This window comes from Methanobrevibacter sp. V74 (assembly GCF_963082495.1).
In the GTDB taxonomy this organism is placed as follows: Archaea; Methanobacteriota; Methanobacteria; order Methanobacteriales; family Methanobacteriaceae; genus Methanocatella.
This window is the reverse complement of record NZ_CAUJAN010000006.1, coordinates 1-21,205: the sequence shown is the minus strand read 5'-3', so window position 1 is coordinate 21,205 and position 21,205 is coordinate 1. Positions and strand designations below refer to the sequence as shown.

The window sequence follows — 21,205 nt, the reverse complement described above, 5'->3', positions numbered from 1 at the left end:
TTATTTATTAAAAGTATTATATAAACATTTTGATTAAATTGTAAAATCGAAGCATTATTTGAGTATTTATTAATATAACATATAAAATAATTTATCATGAAATTAATAATTATAATACTTGAAAAATTTTAAAAACTCCTTTCAAAAAAAATAAAAAAAGTAGTGGAAATACTACTTTAATTCATCGTTTTTTAAATATATTTTCACTTAAAAATATTATTGAAACCACACAAGAAACAAGCAACAGGAAAAATGGGTTAGCTGTTGGATGTAATTTAAAGTTACTGATCTTATTTTCAGGAATTCTGACATTTTTGACTTTAGATTTATTATGTATTACTTTTGAAGTTTTTTTAACTATCTTAACAGCAGCAATGTCTTTATTGTTAGACAAATCATAATCAAAACTATCACTTGTCACTGAAACCGTATTTTTAACAACACCTGTGCCTGTTGCAATAGCTTTAATACTTAAACTAGCAGATTCTCCATATCTTAAGTAATTAATAGTCCAAACATTAGTGAATTTATTAAAATTGCCTTTGCTAACTTTAAATGATTTTAATCTTAACAGATCATCTAAAATTTCATTTATTTTAATATTATAAGCAGCATCTGGACCATTATTAACAACTTCAATTACATAAGTGATTATTTCACCAATAACGTATTTATATTTAGAAGCTATTTTAGTAATGGATAAATCACTTGCTTGCGGAACAGATATTTCTTTATCTGCTTTATTATTGTTCAAATCCGGATCAAACTCATCGCTTGACAAATTTACAGTATTTTTAATTAATCCAGTAGCAATTACTTTACATCTAATAGTTAATTGTTTACTTTCTCCAGTTTTTAATGTGTTAACATGCCAATTACCATCGTTATAGTTTTCATCATCACTTGATTTTATAAATTCCAATTGTTTAGGCAATCTATCAAATACAACAACATTTGATGCGTCATTTGGACCATTATTTGAAATTATCAAGGTCCATGTGATTAAATCACCATAATTTGGATTAATATTATCCACCAATTTCTCAATACTCAAATCAGCAACAGGACGAACATTAATTTGAGCATCATCATAATTATTTGATTCATCCCAATCATATTCATAGGATACTGCCTGTGCATTATTGACTGTTAATCCTAAATCATTAGCTATGCAGGTTATATTTAAATATTCACACCCTCCAGCATTTAAATTACCAATATTCCAAATTCCATCAATATACTTTCCTTTTGTTGAATTATAATCAGCAAAGATTAGTGTTTCAGGCAAAATATCTGATAGTTCCACTTCACTTGCATTATCAGGGCCATTATTTTTAACTGTTATCATCCAAGTTATTGATTGGCCAAATAATGGATAGACATTGTTTACATTTTGAATTACTTCAATATCTACAGCTGGAGAAACCTTTATTGATTCATTGACCTTATTGTTTGTAGAGTTGGGATCATATTCAGTAGCATTAATTTCGACAAGATTAGTAATCACACCGGTTTTATTTACACGGCAAATAATTTCCAATGTTTGCATCTCCCTTTTTTCAAGACAACACACAAACCACAAATCATTATCATAAACCCCTTTCGTAGCTGTTGAATTAAGAATTATTAAACCATCAGGCATTATTTCTGATACTTTAACGCCTGTGGCCTTATTAGGACCATTATTTGACACAATTATTGTCCATTTAACCAAGTCATTATAGTTGGGATTAGTATTGTTGACTAATTTTATAATATTTACATCAGCAGATGGTTTTACTTCAATGCTTTCATTAGCTTGATTATTGCTTAAATTATAATCAAATTCCAGAGAAGTGACATTTACATCATTGATGATAATGCCTGTTCTATTTACCTGACAGATTATATTAACTTCATATTCTTCGCCAATGTCCAAAACATCTATATTCAATACTCCAGTTTGAGGATCATAATCACCTGAGGAGTCATCTTCAACCCAGATTAATGAGTTTGAAAGCGCTTCATAAACTTTAATATCATGTGCAATATTCGGACCGTTGTTTTTAACTGTAATTGTCCATGTGATTAAATCGCCATTTTTTGGTTTCTCTTCATCTACAGTTTTTGTAATTTCCAAATCCGCCGCAGAATTAACCGTTATGGATTTATTGTCCTGATTATTAGCTAAATTTGGATCATATTCATTTCCGTAGATATATGCAAAGTTTGTGTAGTTACCTGTTGCATTCACTTTACAAATTATATCAATAGACATTGACTCTCCAATGGCTAAATCTCCAAGTTCTATCATATCCTCTGTGAGAGATAATGTAGAATTGAAAGGAATGAATCCTTCAGGCAATATATCAGTTATTTTAACGCCAGTTGCATTGTTAGGCCCGTTATTTTTAATTGTTAATGTCCATTTGACAATATCCATATAGTCCACATTAGAGGCATTTACTGATTTTACAATTGATAAATCAGAAGCAGAACTGATTTTAACTATTTCACTATCCTCATTATTTGATAAGTCATAATCAAATTCCCGAGCAGAAGCGTTTACAGTGTTTTTAATAACCCCAGTATCATTAATTAATGTGATAACATTAAATACAATCTCTTCATTTACTTTGAGAGATTCTATTTTCCATGTTAATTTATTTGAATTATAATTAATTGGAATTAAAGTAGATGGAATCACATCACAAACCAAAATATCATGAGCGACATCCGGACCATTATTTCTAATTAAAATTGTCCAGTTTACTAAGTCATGATAATTAGGGACAGTATTGTTAACTGATTTTACTACCTGAATATCAGATGCAGGGTTAACTGTTATTAATCGTTCATCAAAATTATTGTCCAAATTAGTATCGAACTCAATGGCAGTTATATTGACCTTGTTTGTAATTTCGCCAGTTTTATTAATAATGGTTAAAATATTAAATGATACTTTTTCACCAACATCCAAAGTAGAAATGTTTAAAATTCCAGTTTTAGGATCATATAGTCCATCACTTGTATCACTTACATAAATTAAACCTACTGACAATAATTCCGATGCAACAACACCTGTTGCATTATTTGGACCGTTATTTGTAATGTTTATACACCATACAACAATGTCTTCAAAATTGTATACAGCTTTATCTGAAGTGATTTTAATTTGATTATCCACCTTTGGATAAACAGTGAATGTGGTAATGTTGGTTATTGACTTATAATAAGTGTCTTCATAATGTTTTGCTGAAACATAATATTTTCCGGGTTTTAAATTATCCAAATTGACATTAATTTCACCCAAATAATTTGTATTTCCATCACAATTATAAACAACTGTTCCATCTTCATGTTTGACTGTTAATAAAACACGAATATTATACTCACGACTATCCTGATATAGTTCACCTGTATTTGTAGCACCATAAACAGGATATTGTCCATCTACCGTGATGTTCACAGTATCTGCCGCATTATAAATCGCATTAGACACCGCCAAATTATCAAATTTAGCAATATTATTTCCCCCAATCAGAATTACTTTTATTTTTTCGCCATCCCCATAGTAAATATCTTTACTGAAAATAGGCAACTGGTAAACCCATGCTTGATTTTGGTACAATTCATTATTTTCCAAAGTGAGTTTTTCGCCCATCTCATCATAATAAATTGCACTACCGTTTCTTGCTATATTAAATTTAAATGAATTATTTTTAATAGAAGCATATGAGCTATTAATATAAATTGCTCCACCCAATCCATCATCCAACTTATCCACATCAGGAACAGCTTCATTTGAATTGAATGAAGATGTTACAATTAAAGTATTTTTACCTTTAATATAAACAGCACCACCATCAATATTGGCCTTATTAAAATTAAAGATTGAACTCTTAATTGCAACATCTTCAGCTTCGATATTAACGGCACCACCATATTTTGTTACATGATTATTTTTGAAATCTGAATTGTTGATTAATATATTCAAACCTTTTGCTTGGATAGCTCCGCCAACTGGTGCAGAATTTCCATCGAAACTACAATCTAGAATGTTTAATTTCATATAATCAAACAGAAATCCTGTTGAGATTGCACCACCATACAATCTATTTGCAGTATTTCCAATGAATGTACAGTTTACAATAGCTCCTGATGCGTGAAATGTTAACGCTCCTCCCTGATCTGCACTATTATTAATAAAAATGCATTTAACATAGGAAGAACCATCACGAACACATCCGGCTCCTCCGTGGGAATGAGATCCCAGACTAATAGCCCTATTATTTTTGAAAATACAGTTAATTACTTTAACATTTGAATCAGGTAAATCCAAACCTACTTGTATTGCACCACCAAAGCAATCTTGTTTTGCTTTTATCCAATTATCCTCAAAAAGACAATTTTTAATTACCGAATTCCTACCATAAACCGAAAGCGCACCAGAGTAGGAGTAATTTTCAAAATTTTCATTATACCCAGTGTTTCGTCTAAATTGACAATTATCAACAATGGTTCCTGAAGTAATATCTAAATCTGCAACTGTAAAAAGTGCACCTCCCTTATTAGCATGGTTATCTTCAAAAATACAATTTTCAACATGGACATTCTTTGATTTTATGTATATGGCAGACCCATACTTGGCGTTACCATTTATAAATTTTATATTTTTAAAAACACTTCCCTCACCTTTTACTTTTACATGAAAAGCGCGGGACAAATGTTTTCCATCTAGTATGGCAGTTTTATCCGCTGTCAGTGTGAGTTTTTTTGAAATTACAATTTGTTCGCCATTAGAATAATACTTTCCAGATAACTTTATTGTATCACCTGCTTTTGCCGAATCAATTGCCTCCTGTATGCTCTTATAAGTATTCTTTTTTGGTTTGATCGTTGATTTTAAAATATCTTGAGAATCTACCTCCAAAATTTCATCTTGAGAATTTTCTAGTTTTACCGTATTATCAGAGTCTACACCCATTCCATCAACAGTATCATTTAACTCCAATGCATATGAGTTTTCAACATTTAACCCAAATGCAATAAACATTAAACTAATAATACTAAGAGCAAATAGGAAATTTCTTCCAATAATAATCTTTCCATTATTTTTTAACATTATAAATCACCTTTGAGGACGATTATAAATACTATTAATTAACAAAAAGCTATTATCTAGCAATTAAACTTCTTATTTTGAGTTTAGATTTAAAAACAATAATTTTAAGGATAAAATTTAAAAACAATCCCAAATCAGTAGGATAATTTAAATAACAACCTACCACACATTATTTTCACATCAAATAATTTGACCAAATTTGGAGTTAATCTCAATTTAATCTTAAAAAATTAAAATTTTAAAAACCTCGCAAAATTTACCTCAAAATAAAAGATAATCTTTTTAAATCCTCAAAATAGCATTTAAACTAATAAATATTTAAAATTATGTATTTAAACAGATAATAATTGTTTTATATGTGAAAAAATGTATTTTAAAATGAAAATGAAAATCACCATAACAAAATATTTTATTGATAAAAATAATAATAAAATATAATTAAGGTAAGGTAAAAAACATGAAAAAGCAAATAGCAATACTCATTATGGTCTTATTATTAGTTGCTCCGGCAATACAAGATGTTGCTGCTGTAAAAACTATTTTTATAACATCAGACAATATTATTGACCATGATACTGACATACAAATGTTAAATTCTATAAAAAACTATATAGAAGAGATAAGTAATGGAAAACTTCAAGTAATTGTTGATAATGAAGCACCTGCTCCCGGAGAAGGATGGAGAGCAATAGAGGTGACTAGTGATGTAAGCATCTGTCTGGCTGCATCAGACGCTGGAAACTATCTGCAATTAGCTACAGCAACTACAAATTCAGATAAACAAATAATCTTTGTCAATACAGGAAGTTATGATTTAGACAACAATACAAACTTCTTAAGAAGAGCATGGGATGACAATTACTCAAACGTGACACTTGCAGGAATGCATGATCCTGGAACATTTCTTAAAAATGCCGGAATTTATTATGTTCAACCAACAAAAGAATTCCCAGATAATGCTCGCGATGGTTATTTAGATAGATATGACGAAAAAATGAATAAGCAAATTGCTCAGGAAATTGTAAATATCGTAAATACACATGAAAACGATACTAAAATTTTAAGTGATCAATTAATCAGCCGGAATATCATAAAACCGGCAATAATGGCTAATGCAAGTAAAGAATTAATAAATAGCAATGATACTGAAATGACAGGCCCTTATGGCAATTATACCTCAGCCCAACTATTGTATCAAACCAGCTCTTATTTAAATGGAAATGGACTGGATATTCCAAAAACCTATGACGGACCAGAAAATCCATTAGGAATTTCATTTTTAACAAAAGACACGTATTCTATTTATGATTATTTCAAGATGGGAGGAATAGTTAGAGAATATATGGATACAAATGGAAGAGCACCAGATTCAATTGAATACGAAGGAGCTCATATTAGCTATTATGATTTATTATATAACTTTGCAAAAATCACTCAAAATCATACCGATGCCAAACATATGGGCTTTGAAAGCGAATATAAATTCGATAAGGTAAATGATTCCATATTACTACACATATTCCCATTCATATTAGTATTATTCGTATTATTCCTAGCATACTTAATATTCAAAAGGATGCGAAGAATCTAAGTAAAAAAATATATATTACAATGAGGAAAAATTATGAAAAGATATATAGCAGAATTAATTGGAACAATGGTTCTTGTTCTATTTGGTTGTGGAAGTGCGGCCATAGCAGGCCAAGTTTTAGGTAACTTCGGAATTGCAATGGCATTTGGATTATCCATTGTAGCTATGGCTTATGTTATTGGAGACATTTCAGGATGTCACATCAATCCAGCAGTTTCAATTGGAATGTGGATTGACGGTAGAATGGATGCTAAAAACTTGATAATGTATATTGTATTCCAATGTATTGGTGCAATAATTGGTATTGCTATTTTAGCAGTCATTATTAACTCAGCACCAAGTCTTGGAGGATATTCCCTAACCGGTCTTGGCCAAAACGGATTTGGGTCAGCATCAAGTGTTGGACTTGATGTGGTTGGAGCTATACTCGTTGAAATTATTTTAACCTTCGTATTTGTATTCACAGTTCTAGGAGTTACTAAAAAAACAGAAAATGGAATTGTTGCAGGCCTTGTTATTGGTTTAACCCTTACATTGGTACATATCATGGGGATTCCATTAACTGGAACATCTGTTAACCCGGCACGTAGTTTAGCACCGGCATTATTCCTTGGAGGACAAGCTCTCCAGCAAGTTTGGGTATTTATTTTAGCTCCAGTAATTGGTGCAGTTATTGCAGGATTATTATACAAAGGATTAACAGAGGAGGATGCATAATCCTCTAATCTTTTCTTTTTTGTGCGACAAGCAATTATCTTTTAAATTTTATTATATGAACCCATACTTTGAGAGTTTTATGTCAGCGAAACTATCAATATGTTGTTAACATTGCTATACGGATTATTCTCACTTAATCTGTATCACTGGGGTTGCATGATAGTTTAAATCCTAACATCACACCGGTTTATATGCCATCTCTTCAGATAACTAATATGCTTGAGCCGACTTGTCTGAAAACTACATGAACGGTTCTGAGAAAATGAGAAGCAATTAATCACTCCGACTTATTCGGCTAAATTTTTATACTTCCAGAGTAAGTATAACCTTTAATTTCCTCAAAATCACTTTTTTTGAAAAATTCAAATGAATCTGAATTAGCCATATACATATGAGCCAATGCTATGCCAATTCCAATAGGATTCCATTTTTTTAGCACTCGACGTTTCAATAAATTTTGTTTTGCCTGATAAACATCAAATCCTTCATTGGTGTGTTTAAAATACCATGACTGTGAGTTAATAGCTGATGGTGCAAGTTGAGCGGGAATTAATCTTTCATCACTGACATCGGAAATTTCAGATAATTTTTTACGTTTGAAATTAGATAATTCACGAGTCATTTTATATGATTTTCCAAATGAAATAGCAATTACGAAATTAGGATTCTTCTCCTTTAATGAGGCCATGCCCGCCCAACAATTTCCAATACCCCTACTTTGAAGGAAAAGAGCTAGCTGTTGGAATATAAAACCGATGTTTTCCAAATAATTATCCTTTTTTCACTAAATAATGCTAAATAATAAGGAGCCTGCCAACGAGTATGTATATTAAGCTTATCTGGAGTTAAAACTTCATAATCATAATCAATGTTCTCATTTAATGGTTTAACATTTTTTATAAATTCATGTATAACCTCAATGTCAATTTCATCATCTAAATAATTACGGCATGATTTCCTGATATACATTTGGTCATCTAAACTCATAATATCCACCTTTATTTAATATATTGATTAAAATTTAAATAATATTGTAAAGATATAATTACTATAAGGTGAATATATGAAAATTGTTATTGCAATTGGAGGATCAATTTTACTTAAAGAATATGATAATAAAAAATTCCAAGAATACAGTGATATTTTGAAGGACTTATCCAAACAACACGAATTATATGTTGTTGTAGGTGGTGGAAAACCTGCAAGAGAATACATTAATATTGTTCGTGATTTAGGTGCTGGCGAAGCACAATGTGATGATATTGGAATTGAAATTACAAGAATCAACGCTAAATTAATGCTTTTAGCACTTGGCGATGCAGCTTATCAAAGAGTTCCACATAATTTCCATCAAGCTTTGGAATTTTCAGCTAGTGGAAAAATCGTTGTAATGGGTGGAACTGAACCTGCACACAGTACTGATGCAGTTTCTGCAATTTTAGCTGAATATGTTCAGGCAGATAAACTTATTAACTTAACCTCTGTTGATGGAATGTATACAAAAGACCCTAATAAATTTGATGACGCTGAACTTGTTCCGGAAATTACAGCAACTGATTTACTTAAATTTTTAAGTGGCAAAGACATGAAAGCCGGAACCTATGAATTTTTCGACAACACCGCTGTTCAAATGATTAAAAGATCAGATTTGGAAACAGTTATTGCTAACGGATTTAAACCTGAAAACTTAATCAAAGCGGTTAATGGGGAAAATGTAGGAACTAAAATTATCAACAAATAGGTGAAAAAAGTGGATAATCTTATTGATATCGGTCTGAATTTGATGCATTCCTCTTTTAGAAAAGACCGTGTTGAAATTATTGAAGAAGCTAAAAAATTTGGTGTCAAACAGTTTATTATTACTGGAACCAATGTTAATTCAAGCCAGTTGGCAGCAGAATATGCTTCCAAATATTTTGGAACTCTATTTTCAACATCTGGCGTTCATCCTCATGATGCTAAAACATGTAACGGACATAGTATGTTTGAACTTGAAAAAATAGCTAAAAATGATTGTGTTGTAGCTATAGGAGAATGTGGACTTGATTACAATAGAAACTTTTCACCACAAGACTTGCAGAGAAAATGGTTTGAAGCTCAAGTAGAACTTGCTGAGAGAAGCAATATGCCTTTATTTTTACATGAAAGAGAAGCTCACAAAGACTTATACAATATCTTAAAAAGACATGACAATGTTATTGAAAAATCAGTTGTTCATTGTTTTACCGGAAACCAAGAGGAAGCTCAAAATTATGTTGATTTGGGATGTTTCATTGGCGTGACTGGATGGATATGTGATATGAAAAGAGGTAGAAATTTACAGGAAGCAGTAAGCATTATCCCGCCTGAAAAATTAATGATTGAAACAGATGCACCCTTTTTGATACCGAAAAACTTTAATGTGAAACCTAAAAAGAACAGGAATGAACCGAAATATTTACCTCATATCCTCGAAACAATTGCTCTTTGCATGGGGATGGATGCAGAAGAACTTGCAAATCAAGTTAATAAAAATACTAAAGAATTTTTTAAAATATAAGGAGATGATAAAATGGCAGTAGACCCTCATAAACATTGTCCAATTTGTGGAACACCAATACCTTTAAATGAACTTGTATGCTCACCAGATTGTCAAAAAGTCTGGGATGCAAGATTGAAACAGAGAAAAAGATCACAAATAATTCTATACATAGTTATTGCAATATTTTTAGTCATTTGGGCAGTAATGACCTTCCTAAAATAAGTGATATGAATGATTTTAACATCTTCAAATACTCTAGAAAATAAAAAAATTGTTGAATATAGAGGATTGGTTACTGGTGAGGCGCTGATTGGTTCTAATATTTATAAAGATTTATTTTCTGGAGTCCGTGATGTTGTAGGTGGGAGAACCTCCAAATACGAAGAAGAAATTGAAAAGGCACGTGATATTGCTTTTAATAGTATGATAGAAAAGGCGGAAGCACTGGATGCTAATGCAATCATTGGACTTAAAATTTCTTACGACAACCTTGGAGGGACAATGGGAAATACAATACTTGTAACCTCCTATGGTACTGCAGTGAAATTTGAATAACATGAGATTGAAAAACCAAAAGATTATTGACCGTCAAAAACTAGACATGCTTATCTGCATTGCACTAGGTACCGCCTCAGGCCTTTTAGTTTACGGAATTTTTTTATATTTCAATATAGCTATTTTTGGATGGAATCTGGGATTGATTTTTGCACCTTTAATTGCAGGTTATGTGGAAACAATACTTGCAAATCGATTGATTGGTGAAAATATCGGTGCAATAAGTGCATTTATCCTATTTATATATGTAACTTATTATAGTTTTATCCTAAAAAACCCAACACTTGGTTTTAACCTTATAACGGCAGGATCGCTTCTTGTAATTTTACAAGCAGCATTTCCGACATTGACCAATTTTATTATTTTGATTTTAGTCGGAATAATAGCTTCTAGTTTCCATAAAACTTACAAAAAAATTGCTAAACATTATGATAATCGTGTGAGGTATAGAAAATTACCTCAAAAGAAAGGAAAACGTACGTTAGACGAGGAAATTCCAACATTTGATGAAATTAAAAGTAATGAAACATTAAATAACCTAGAATTCTCTTTTTATACAACCACGGATTTAAAAAATGAGAAATATGAGATTATAGGAATCTATCAAAGCGACATATTCATAGAAAGAGACATAAACATAATACATGCAGACCCTGATAAGAACGCCAAAGAATTTATTTTAAATATTAAACAAGGAAAAGACGAAAGCTTAGTCGAACTTGCAAAACAAATTAAGAAAAACAATGGAAATGGCATTATAGATTTAACAATAAACTATTCTTTAATTGGAAAAAATGGAAACCATATCCAAATTACTGCAATGGGAATGGGAATATTAATCCAGTAAAACACCATCAATTTTAAAAGAATAAAAATCATTTAAACAACTGTCACTGAATAAAAAAACAATATTTTTAAGTTCCGTAATCCAATATATTAGTAACTCAAAAATCAATGTAAATTGGTGATAATATGGATAAACTATTAAAAGATACTGTAGAAATAGTATTAAATAAAATTGGTGATGATATAAACAATATTGTCGTTGAAAGAGCAGTATTTGGACTTTTTTTCTCAGGAGTTAAATTATCTACCGATCACGGAGGATTATGTTTTACTCCAGTTAAAGAAATACCTGAAGCTGTCTGCTGCCCCAGTTCTGCTGCAGTGATGCCATTTTCTGGAAAATTATCCGACATTCCTGTTAAACAATATCTAGATGACATATTCTGCGACAATGTGCTTAGAAGAACATTAGGTATTGCAGCGCTTAATGCATTGAGCAATCTAATTTGGGAAAAATATGATGCAGAAAATAAACCAATCATGAATCGTGATGCTTTTGATGAGATTGATGTCAACAAATACGATAAAACAGTTGTTGTAGGATCACTAATCCCAATGCTTAAAAAATTAATAGCCAATAATTGTGATTTTACAATTTTAGAGCAAGATCCTAATACTTTAAAAAAACATGAATTGCAATATTACGCCCCCTCTGAAGATGCCCACAAATATGTTCCGGATGCAGATTTGCTTGTAATCACTGGAGTCACTGTTTTAAATGACACACTATCAGATTTGCTTGAAATGGCTAGAGATGATGCTGAGATTTTAGTTACAGGCCCTACTGCAAGTATGATTCCTGATGTACTTTTCGAAAAAGGAGTTACAATGACTGGTGGAATTGTAGTAACCAATGCTGATGAATTATTAGACGTTATTTCAGAAGCAGGTTCTGGATATCATTTCTTTGGACAATCTGCTGAACGTGCAATAATTAAAAAAGGAGGCGAATAAAAATGGAAGCTGATGGAAATATCATAATCCCCATAATTGGTTACGTTATTGGAACATTAAGTCCAATAATCGGATTAATATATGGAGCAATACTTGTATTCTTTAAAAAAGAAAGCGCATTATATCAGAAACATGGAAGATTTATCATATATTTCTCAATAGTCATGTTTGTTATTTATTTCATCTTATTTTTTTATTGAATATCATTTAACCTATTTTCAAATTGGCCTGTTTTACTACAGTTAGCTATAGCTTTTTGCAAAATATCTTTTTCGGCCTTGATGTTGCCTTGTTTTTTATATATATTAGCTAGTGCTTCATATGCTTTTGTTGAATCCGGCAAAATATAAATAACTTCATTATACAATTTAATGGCCTCATCACATTTATTTTCTTTTTCTAAACTTTTTGCTTCCTGCATTAAATTAGTGATATTGTCAAATCGACCTTTTCTTTTAGGTTTTATTTTACCTTCAGCATTTTTTAATTTATCAAAAATATCCCCCGCCATCTTTTCATCAAAGTTTTCGCCAACTTTCCTATCATTTCTCACTTTAATCACCTACGAAAATATTCCCAACATTTTTAACCCCATATACAATACTAGAATGGAAAATATTATTTTTAACTTTTTTTGAGGAATCTTATGAGCATATTTAGCGCCTAATGAAGCTAACGGTACTGAAAAGCATGTTATTAATGTGAAATTAATAATGCTTACATAACCTATTGAGTATGGAAATGTTGAAACTCCCCAGCCAGAAACGATATATGATAAGAAACCTCCAATAGCAGTTAAACTAATGAAAATAGAAGAAGTTCCTACTGCTTCTATCATTGAAAAACCTAATAATACGGTCAAGACAGGTATTATGAATACTCCTCCACCAACGCCTAACAATCCAGATGCAAATCCAACTAATAAACCTATTATGCAAGTAGATATGAGATTGAATGGAATTTTAGCTTCTACTCTTTCCTTATTGAAGTTAATTAAATTATTAACAGCAACAAATAACAATAAACAGCCAAATATTATCTTCAATATATTAGATGACAAAATTGAAGCGACCATACCTCCAATAACTCCTCCGGCAATTCCAAAAATGCCTAAGCGTACACCTGGAAGTACAATACCATCCATTGTTTTAGCATGTCTGTATGCTCCACTTAAAGAGGTAGGTATGATTATAGCTAAACTAGTTCCAAGAGAAATCAACATTGCCAAATCAGATTCAACCCCAATGGACTGTAATAAAAAATATTGTAGAGGAACCATTATAAATCCCCCACCAACACCTAGAAGACCTGATGCAAACCCTACAAATATGCCAATTAGGATTAGTCCTATAAAATATCCTACCGTAAACATAACATCACTTATTTAAAGTATTAATAATTAAAGTATTGTTAATGAAAGTTAATAAAACTATTTTAATCGGAATAGCATTCCTAATTCTGGGAGGCATAATTTTTCTAAGTGATATGCTAAACCCAATTATACGGCCAATAACCTATTTATTTTTAATGGGATCTTCTAAAGGAAAAGACATCATTTTCTTTGGATTTTTAGGATTATTTTTAATTTTATCCCAGATTATCAAAAAAGACATCGATACAAGAAAGTATTTGAAATTATCAATGATAATTGGTTCTATTTTATTAATTTTGGGCATTTTACTAGAAATAATTTTCAGGTTACAAATGGGAATTGGACTTAACACCATATTTTGCTCTATGACTAACGGCATGAGCTCTACAAGCATTTTGCATACCCACTTATTAAAGTCTATTTTAGGGGAAGCTTTAACTCAAATAATGGGACAATTTATCCAAAGTGACATTAACACAGGAGCAGGCCTATATACTTATGTTCCAAGTTTTTCATTTTTAGTAGTTTTATTCATTCCGGCATTATTTGCAGCAATCGTATTATCCATCCAAAAACGTCCATGGCTTACGAACTTCTTAATAGCTTTCTTTTCAAGTTGCCTACTTATCGGAATCATTGATGGAGGAATGTTTGCAACCCCATCATATGTTGGAATATTTGGATTATATCTAATTTACAGAAATGGCTATTACTTAAATCACATTGCAGGCACTTATTTAAAGGATGAACAACTATTAAAAAAAAATGAACTGAATCAACCTAGTTATAGAAATCGTGGATTTGGTAGAAATAGATTTTTATTTAATCGAATTTTTATTTACATTGTATTGATTGCATTTATAGTATTAAGATTTACTGTTGCTTTTGCTGGTGCAGAAGCTGACTATTATACTGTTGAAGTTGTTAATCCAAGTGAAGAAATCGATTTAGGAAATATTAGCAAAAACATTATAAGTTCAGAACATGATACTAATTTAAACAAAACTACATACCATATTGACTCAAGTTATAATGAAATGGGACTAATCAATGATTTAAAAGTTCCTCTGAATAATTCCTGCGAATATTACACTGTTTCATGGAATATTTACTCATATCTATAATACTATGAAGAAAATCCATTTAACTTTACAAATTCCAGCAAGGCCAATGTTTGAACCAGTGAAATATTTGTCCGCACATTAACTCAAATTTTGGATATTTTTGTCCATTATATTTTAGTTTTCATTTAGTCGAGCATCATGATCATTCAAAGCAAGCAACACTTGACCTGAATAATCCAGTAAAATGCCACCAATGAAACAAAATGTCTACTTTTTCTTTATCTGATGTTGAATGTGAATATTAAATTTATACAAAAGATTGTATTTTGCATTATAAATCCAACTTCACACTACTTGTTATTTTTAATAATCTCCATAAAAAATTAGTTTTAAAGGTCAAAAGGTGGTTTTCACACATTTGAAATTTTTCGTTCAATTTTAAAGAAATTAAACGCACCATCAACTATTACGGATGCAATAGACATAAGTTGAAATTCTTCTTCCATTTCACTAATTTCCTACTGTTATCACTTAAAATATAATTATTCAATATCCTATTAAAAATAATCAATGTTAATAAAAATCATACAATCGTTAATAACTTTTAAATATACCTTCAATAATATATTAATATATATTCAAGTTAAATTGAATATATTTTTTTTAATTAATTAAATGAAAAGGTGATTAAAATTTTGAAAATAAATAACATAATATTAGTTAGTATTGTTTTATTGGCTATTTTATCATTAAATGCAGTTAATGCATATGATAATTCAAATAACACTGAAAAATATATTTCTTCAGACAGTTATGAGGAAATAGTTAGTGCCGACTCTTTTAATGATAATATTCTTGCTTCAGCAAGTTATAATAAAACAATTTATGTAAATTATACTGGAGATGATTCAGGATCAGGTGGTCAAAATAGCCCATATGCCACATTAAATAAGGCCATATCCAGTGTAAATGCTTCTGATAATGCTGTTGTATATTTAAGTGCTGGAAGATATAGTGGTGAAAATAATACTGATTTAAGTATTAATTTAGCTCATAAAAATTATAATGGTAGTTTAACTATTATTGGTGCAGGTAATGGTCAAACTATACTCGATGGAAATGATGAATCAGCCATTTTTACATCAATTAGTGCTGATTCTATTGTAACTTTAATAAATATTACATTTACACATGGAAAATCTGAAATTGGTTCAGCCATAACTACTTCTGGAAATTTAACCATAGATAATTGTATTTTTGATAGTAATTATGCTACTATTCGTGCAGCAATTTATGCAGAAGATACAGAAGATATGAAAATTACAAATTCTATATTTAAAAATAATTATGGACTTGAAGGCTGTGCAGATTTTTATTGTACAGGTAGTGAATCAATAACAATAGACATTATCAATTCTACATTTATAAATTCAACGACCGCATATTCATATAGTTTACCTTCTTTTTCAATCCAATATTCAAATGCAAATATTATTGGAAATAAATTTAGAAATATAACCGGATTATATGATTCTGGAACATTTGAATTAAAATATGGAAATTGTAAATCTGAAGTAATTAATAATACATTTATTAATTGTAATTATACTGGAAATAGCAATGGAGGTATAATTTATATTTCAAATACCTACCTTAAAAATAATCAATTTATAAACTGTACTTCTACAAAAGCTTTAATATACTCTCTAACTGAATTTAATGCATATCTCAAATTTAAAAATGCAACAATTAATGGAACTGAATTTAAATTATATTGTGAAGTAACAGATGATTTAAACAATAGTGTAAGTACTTATGGGGAAGTTCATTTCTTTATTAATGGTGAAGAAATAAAATCCAGTAAATCCAATAATGGTATTGCTTCAATAATCGTGATTAAATTATTAAATAATGGTGATTACACACTTAATGGAACTTATTACTATTCTGAAAATCCATATGAAGTTAATGTAAAAAATGCAACACTACATGTTGATTTTGATCATGACCCCCTAGAATTATGGGTATCAAATGAAGGTAACGATACAACTGGTAATGGAAGTGAAAATAATCCATTTAAAACACTTAAATATGCATTAAATTATGGATTTGAAAATACAATAGATTTAACTATTCACATGAAAGATGGAATTTATACTGGAAGTGACAATAAAGATTTATCTTACTCCAATGTTGGTAAATTAACTATTTTTGGTGAATCTTATAGAAATACCATAATTGATGCAGAAAACACAAAAAACATTTTTAATTTTGGTGAATATCTAGATGTGACTTTAACAAACATGACTCTAAAAAATACAAGTAGAAATGTCATTACTGCTTATATTTTAAAAATCTATGATTCTATTATTGAACATGTTGATTCCTTAAATGGAGGATATAGTGATACATCTAAAATAATTTTTAATAATCTAACTTACACTAATAGTGGTGAAATATACATATACAATGCAGAAATTTATAATTCTGAATTTAAGAATTGTAATAATACTAAAAATAATTGCTTTTTACAGATAGGTTCTCTTAAAAATAATATAATATATATTGAAAACACTACTATAATCAACAATACTGTTAACGGACGATATGGTTCTTCTATTGTTCGTATATCTGGAAATAGCATATTAAGAAATAACAATTACATTAATAATGCTGTTATTGATGAAAATGGAAAGTATATTTTTCAAAGTTATGCTAATAACCTAACCTCTGTAAACGAAACTTTCATAGGAAATAATGTATCAAGTTACATCGCATATTATGATTTTAGTGGAAATGATGTTGAAATAATAATTGAAAATATTACTTTTAAAAATAATTATGCAAAAATCGATGGATCAGGTTTAGTTATTAAAGCAGGGCAAATTAAAGGTGCTAAATTTATTAATAATACTGCTTTAAATAATGGTGGAGCTATTCTTATCTTATCTCATTACAAACATAATCAATTTCCAAAATGTATTCTTGAAAATGTATTTTTTGAAAATAATAGTGCAAATAATGGTAAAGACATATTTATTGAAAAGGCAGATAATGGATACGAAAATGGACAAATAGACAACATTACAGTAACTTTTAATAGCTTGATTACACATGACTTACAAGATACTGTGACTGCAAACATCAGTCATGTTAGTGGAGCTATTATTGGTGGAGGAATGATTGCATTTAATTTAAATGGTTCATATATGGGAGTTACAGAAGTTATTAATGGTGTAGCTAAATTGAATTATTTAGGATTTATAAAAGACGGCAATTATACTTTAAGTGGTACATACAGCTATGGAACAAATAATACTATTTATAACAATGCTGTTGTTAATGTAATTCTTAATACATTAAAAGAAAATATTACTTTATATGTTTCTGATAGTAGAGGAAATGATGAGAATGGAAATGGCTCATACGAAAATCCTTACAAAACCATTGAAAATGCATTAGACAAAGGTTGCAAACAATCTAAAGTAATTTTTATCAAAGTATTAGAAGGTAATTATACTGGTAAATTCAATAATAATATTACAATTTATGATTCTTTAAATATCACAATTATTGGTGAAGGAATTGATAAAACAATTATCACAGGAAACAATACTAAAAACAACTGGTTTATAACAGTATTACATGCTGGAAACGGATTTTTAAAATTAATAAATATGACCATTAATGAAATTAATTATAATTATAAAACTATGAATAGTCAAAAATCTGCTGTTGTTATTGAAAAAGGTGCTAATGTATTTATTGACAGCGTTAAATTTGCTAAAAATCGTGGATTCAATGGTGGTGCAATTAATAATGAAGGTACATTAAACATTGTTAATTCTATTTTTTATAATAATGGTGATTCAAGTTATGGAGGATCCATATATAATACAGGTATAACAATCATTGACAATTCCTCATTTATTGCAAACCATGCAAAATATTGTTCTGATATGTATAATAATGGTATTTTAAATATCTACAATTCAAATATTCAAGATTCCATGCGTACAAATGGTTGGACCGGAAACACCCTTGTAATTGGAGGTCTTGGCAATATTAGTATTATTAATTCAAAAATATTTAGAACAGGAAAAACTCCTTTAGAACTAATTAGCCCAGGAGATACATATGCTGATAATCCAGCATTTACTATAAGTATTGGAACAATTGGAATTATAACCCTAATAAATACAACAATAGATGGTCACGATGCCAAATATACTGGACCCAACCTGTATACTACAAGTAATGCCGCTATAAGTTGGTATGTATCTTCAAATATTAAAATTTACAATTCAAATTTCTTAAATTTGTATAACCTCCTAAATAATCAAAAGGAAAATCTAATAATTAATTCATCATTTATTAAAAATGTATCTAACCTAATAATGTCAACAAATCATTATAATCTAACTGTAATAAACTCATACTTTGCAGATGGAACAATATCAACTGATATATATGATAACTCTAATGTTTACTTAAATAATAATTGGTGGGGAAGTAATTCTAAACCTATTTATAAAGTAGCTAATGTTGATACAAATCCAGAAACTTGGTTAATACTAACAATAAATCAAAGTAACAATGAAGGTTTATCAAAGGACATTACTTTAGCTTTTAAAGTTACTGATGGTGAAAATATAACAGATTATACTGGACATTTATATCCCAGACCATTTATAATGTCTAGCATAAATGCTACATTAGAATTTGATGATGGAAATATCATAAATAATATCATTAATCCAATTAATGTAGTGAAAAATGCAACCAGTTATTACATTGAAGCTAAAATAGATAACCAAACAGTTAATTTAACAAGTAATATAACCCATAATGTTACTATCATTGCTAATGATATAGAATTAGATTATGGAACTACCACAATTACTGTGAATGTTTTATTCGACAATTTACCAGCAGATAACGAAACAATCACTTTAAAAATCAATGATAAAGAATATACAGTTAAAACCAATAATGGAATAGCAACTTTCAACATTAATCTACTAAAATGTGGAACATATACACTAAATTACAGTATAAACGCTACTGAATTACATGATAAAGTAATAAATTCATCTACACTAAATGTAAATAAAATAGATCCAAATATTACAGCAATTTCAAAAGCAGTGATGGTTGGAAATAATATAACAGTAGAAATAACAATACCTACTGACTTAACAGGGACAATAAATGTTGTTTTAAATAATAAAACATATGCAACAGAAATACAAGATAATAAAGCTATTGCAATTATTCCTAATTTAACACAAGGGAATTACATCGCTAAAGTCATCTATTCTGGAGATGAAAAATACTTAGCTAAAAATACAACAGTAACTATAAAAGTACTGGAAATTAATATTTCAGCTCCTGATGTTGAAAAATACTACAAAGGTTCTGAAAAACTACAAATCATTATAACAGATAGTGAAGGAAATGTAATTGCTAGTCAAATTGTCCAAATAAAACTTAATGGCATCACTTATACTGAAATCACCAACAATGATGGCATTGCAACTATAAATCTTGACTTAAATGTTGGAAAATATTCTGCAACAATTTTAGTTAATAACAAAAAAATTAACACTAACATAATAATTAAATCCACAATCCAAGCATTTACTATGATTAGAGGATATAATAGTGGACTTGATTATCAAGCAACTTTATTAAATGTTGATGGAACACCATTAGCCAATACACTTATAAAACTCAAAATCGGAAGTAACCCCTACGAAATTAGGACTGATGCAAATGGAGTTGTTAAATTAAACAAAAAATTAGCAATTGGAACATATAATGTATTAATTACAAATCCCACTAACCTTGAAACCCAAACTACTACTTTAAAAATTGTTTCTAGAATAAGTGGTAATAAAGATATGATTGGCGATTATTTATCTGGATTTATCTATAAAGTTCACATCGTGGGCGATAATGGTAAATCCGTAGGAGCAGGGAATATTGTTAAATTTACAGTTAACAAAAAAACTTACAACATCAAAACCGACAAAAACGGTTGCGCAAGTTTAAAAATAGCATTAACTCCTAAAACATACCAAATAACTGCAACATATAAAAGTCAAAGCGTAAAAAATAAAATAACTGTAAAGCAAATACTAAAAACAGCAAAAATAACTAATGTCAAAAAATCTGCTAAAAAACTAACACTAAAAACAACATTAAAACAATCCAACAAAAAACCACTTAAAAACAAAAAAATAACATTCAAATTTAAAGGTAAAACTTACACCACCAAAACCAATGCTAAAGGAATAGCTAAAATTATCATTAAAAAGAATGTTATTAAAAAACTCAAAATAGGTAAAAAATATACAGTAAAAGTAACCTATGTAAAAGACACCATCACAGGATTAGTAAAAGTTAAAAGATAGAGGTTTAAAACCTCTATTAATATTTTTTAAGTATTCAATAATTAATTTTATATTAAAAATAGTAT

Annotated in this window: 16 protein-coding genes; 11 read left to right on the top strand and 5 right to left on the bottom strand. The window is 29.4% G+C overall.

The window, feature by feature from the left end:
• Positions 1-181 precede the first annotated feature (181 nt).
• A complete protein-coding gene (locus Q9969_RS09960) occupies positions 182-5,104 on the bottom strand; it encodes a hypothetical protein (protein ID WP_305557366.1) in 4,923 nt (1,640 codons plus the stop codon).
• A gap of 457 nt (positions 5,105-5,561) precedes the next feature.
• Here Q9969_RS09960 and Q9969_RS09955 point away from each other — a divergent pair, with 457 nt between their 5' ends.
• Together Q9969_RS09955 and Q9969_RS09950 are read left to right on the top strand one after the other, a co-directional pair.
• Entirely contained in the window at positions 5,562-6,695 is a 1,134-nt protein-coding gene (locus tag Q9969_RS09955) for an adhesin (RefSeq protein WP_305512640.1), read from the top strand.
• A gap of 33 nt (positions 6,696-6,728) precedes the next feature.
• Positions 6,729-7,412, top strand: coding sequence for an MIP family channel protein (locus tag Q9969_RS09950; RefSeq protein ID WP_305557363.1), 684 nt, complete (start codon positions 6,729-6,731; stop codon positions 7,410-7,412).
• A 295-nt stretch (positions 7,413-7,707) separates the two neighbouring features.
• Here Q9969_RS09950 and Q9969_RS09945 read toward each other — a convergent pair whose 3' ends face one another.
• Together Q9969_RS09945 and Q9969_RS09940 are read right to left on the bottom strand one after the other, a co-directional pair.
• Positions 7,708-8,178, bottom strand: coding sequence for a nitroreductase family protein (locus Q9969_RS09945; RefSeq protein WP_305557360.1), 471 nt, complete (start codon positions 8,176-8,178; stop codon positions 7,708-7,710).
• The gene (locus Q9969_RS09940) at positions 8,145-8,399 is read right to left on the bottom strand and encodes a hypothetical protein (RefSeq protein WP_305557357.1); all 255 of its coding nucleotides are present in this window, start codon (positions 8,397-8,399) and stop codon (positions 8,145-8,147) included. Before Q9969_RS09940 ends, Q9969_RS09945 begins: the two co-directional genes overlap by 34 nt.
• A 76-nt stretch (positions 8,400-8,475) precedes the next feature.
• On the opposite strand from Q9969_RS09940, the gene pyrH reads away from it, so the two are divergent.
• The 7 genes from pyrH to Q9969_RS09905 all read left to right on the top strand — a co-directional run bounded on the left by pyrH (position 8,476) and on the right by Q9969_RS09905 (position 12,488).
• A complete protein-coding gene (gene pyrH / locus Q9969_RS09935; protein WP_305512649.1) occupies positions 8,476-9,153 on the top strand; it encodes a UMP kinase in 678 nt (225 codons plus the stop codon).
• A gap of 9 nt (positions 9,154-9,162) precedes the next feature.
• Complete coding sequence (locus Q9969_RS09930) at positions 9,163-9,951, top strand: TatD family hydrolase (RefSeq protein ID WP_305557354.1); 789 nt, start codon at positions 9,163-9,165, stop codon at positions 9,949-9,951.
• Between the two features lie 12 nt (positions 9,952-9,963).
• Entirely contained in the window at positions 9,964-10,155 is a 192-nt protein-coding gene (locus Q9969_RS09925) for a DUF2116 family Zn-ribbon domain-containing protein (protein WP_305512653.1), read from the top strand.
• A gap of 9 nt (positions 10,156-10,164) precedes the next feature.
• Positions 10,165-10,488: a heavy metal-binding domain-containing protein gene (locus tag Q9969_RS09920; RefSeq protein ID WP_305512655.1), complete on the top strand. Its 324-nt coding sequence runs from the start codon at positions 10,165-10,167 to the stop codon at positions 10,486-10,488.
• Between the two features lies 1 nt (position 10,489).
• Positions 10,490-11,335 carry a hypothetical protein gene (locus Q9969_RS09915; protein WP_305512657.1) on the top strand — a complete coding sequence of 282 codons (846 nt, stop codon included), beginning with the start codon at positions 10,490-10,492 and terminating at the stop codon, positions 11,333-11,335.
• A gap of 125 nt (positions 11,336-11,460) precedes the next feature.
• Positions 11,461-12,288 carry a DUF364 domain-containing protein gene (locus tag Q9969_RS09910; RefSeq protein WP_305557349.1) on the top strand — a complete coding sequence of 276 codons (828 nt, stop codon included), beginning with the start codon at positions 11,461-11,463 and terminating at the stop codon, positions 12,286-12,288.
• Between the two features lie 2 nt (positions 12,289-12,290).
• Positions 12,291-12,488, top strand: a complete 198-nt coding sequence (locus Q9969_RS09905; protein WP_305557344.1) for a hypothetical protein — start codon at positions 12,291-12,293, stop codon at positions 12,486-12,488.
• Here Q9969_RS09905 and Q9969_RS09900 read toward each other — a convergent pair.
• Entirely contained in the window at positions 12,482-12,841 is a 360-nt protein-coding gene (locus Q9969_RS09900; protein ID WP_305557341.1) for a hypothetical protein, read from the bottom strand. The two genes, Q9969_RS09905 and Q9969_RS09900, sit on opposite strands and share 7 nt — an antisense overlap.
• Before the next feature lie 9 nt (positions 12,842-12,850).
• Entirely contained in the window at positions 12,851-13,660 is an 810-nt protein-coding gene (locus tag Q9969_RS09895; RefSeq protein ID WP_305557338.1) for a sulfite exporter TauE/SafE family protein, read from the bottom strand.
• A gap of 41 nt (positions 13,661-13,701) precedes the next feature.
• On the opposite strand from Q9969_RS09895, the gene Q9969_RS09890 reads away from it, so the two are divergent.
• Both Q9969_RS09890 and Q9969_RS09885 read left to right on the top strand, forming a co-directional pair.
• Positions 13,702-14,784 carry a hypothetical protein gene (locus Q9969_RS09890; protein WP_305512664.1) on the top strand — a complete coding sequence of 361 codons (1,083 nt, stop codon included), beginning with the start codon at positions 13,702-13,704 and terminating at the stop codon, positions 14,782-14,784.
• Positions 14,785-15,419: 635 nt separating this feature from the next.
• Positions 15,420-21,140, top strand: coding sequence for a hypothetical protein (locus Q9969_RS09885; protein WP_305557335.1), 5,721 nt, complete (start codon positions 15,420-15,422; stop codon positions 21,138-21,140).
• Positions 21,141-21,205 lie beyond the last annotated feature (65 nt).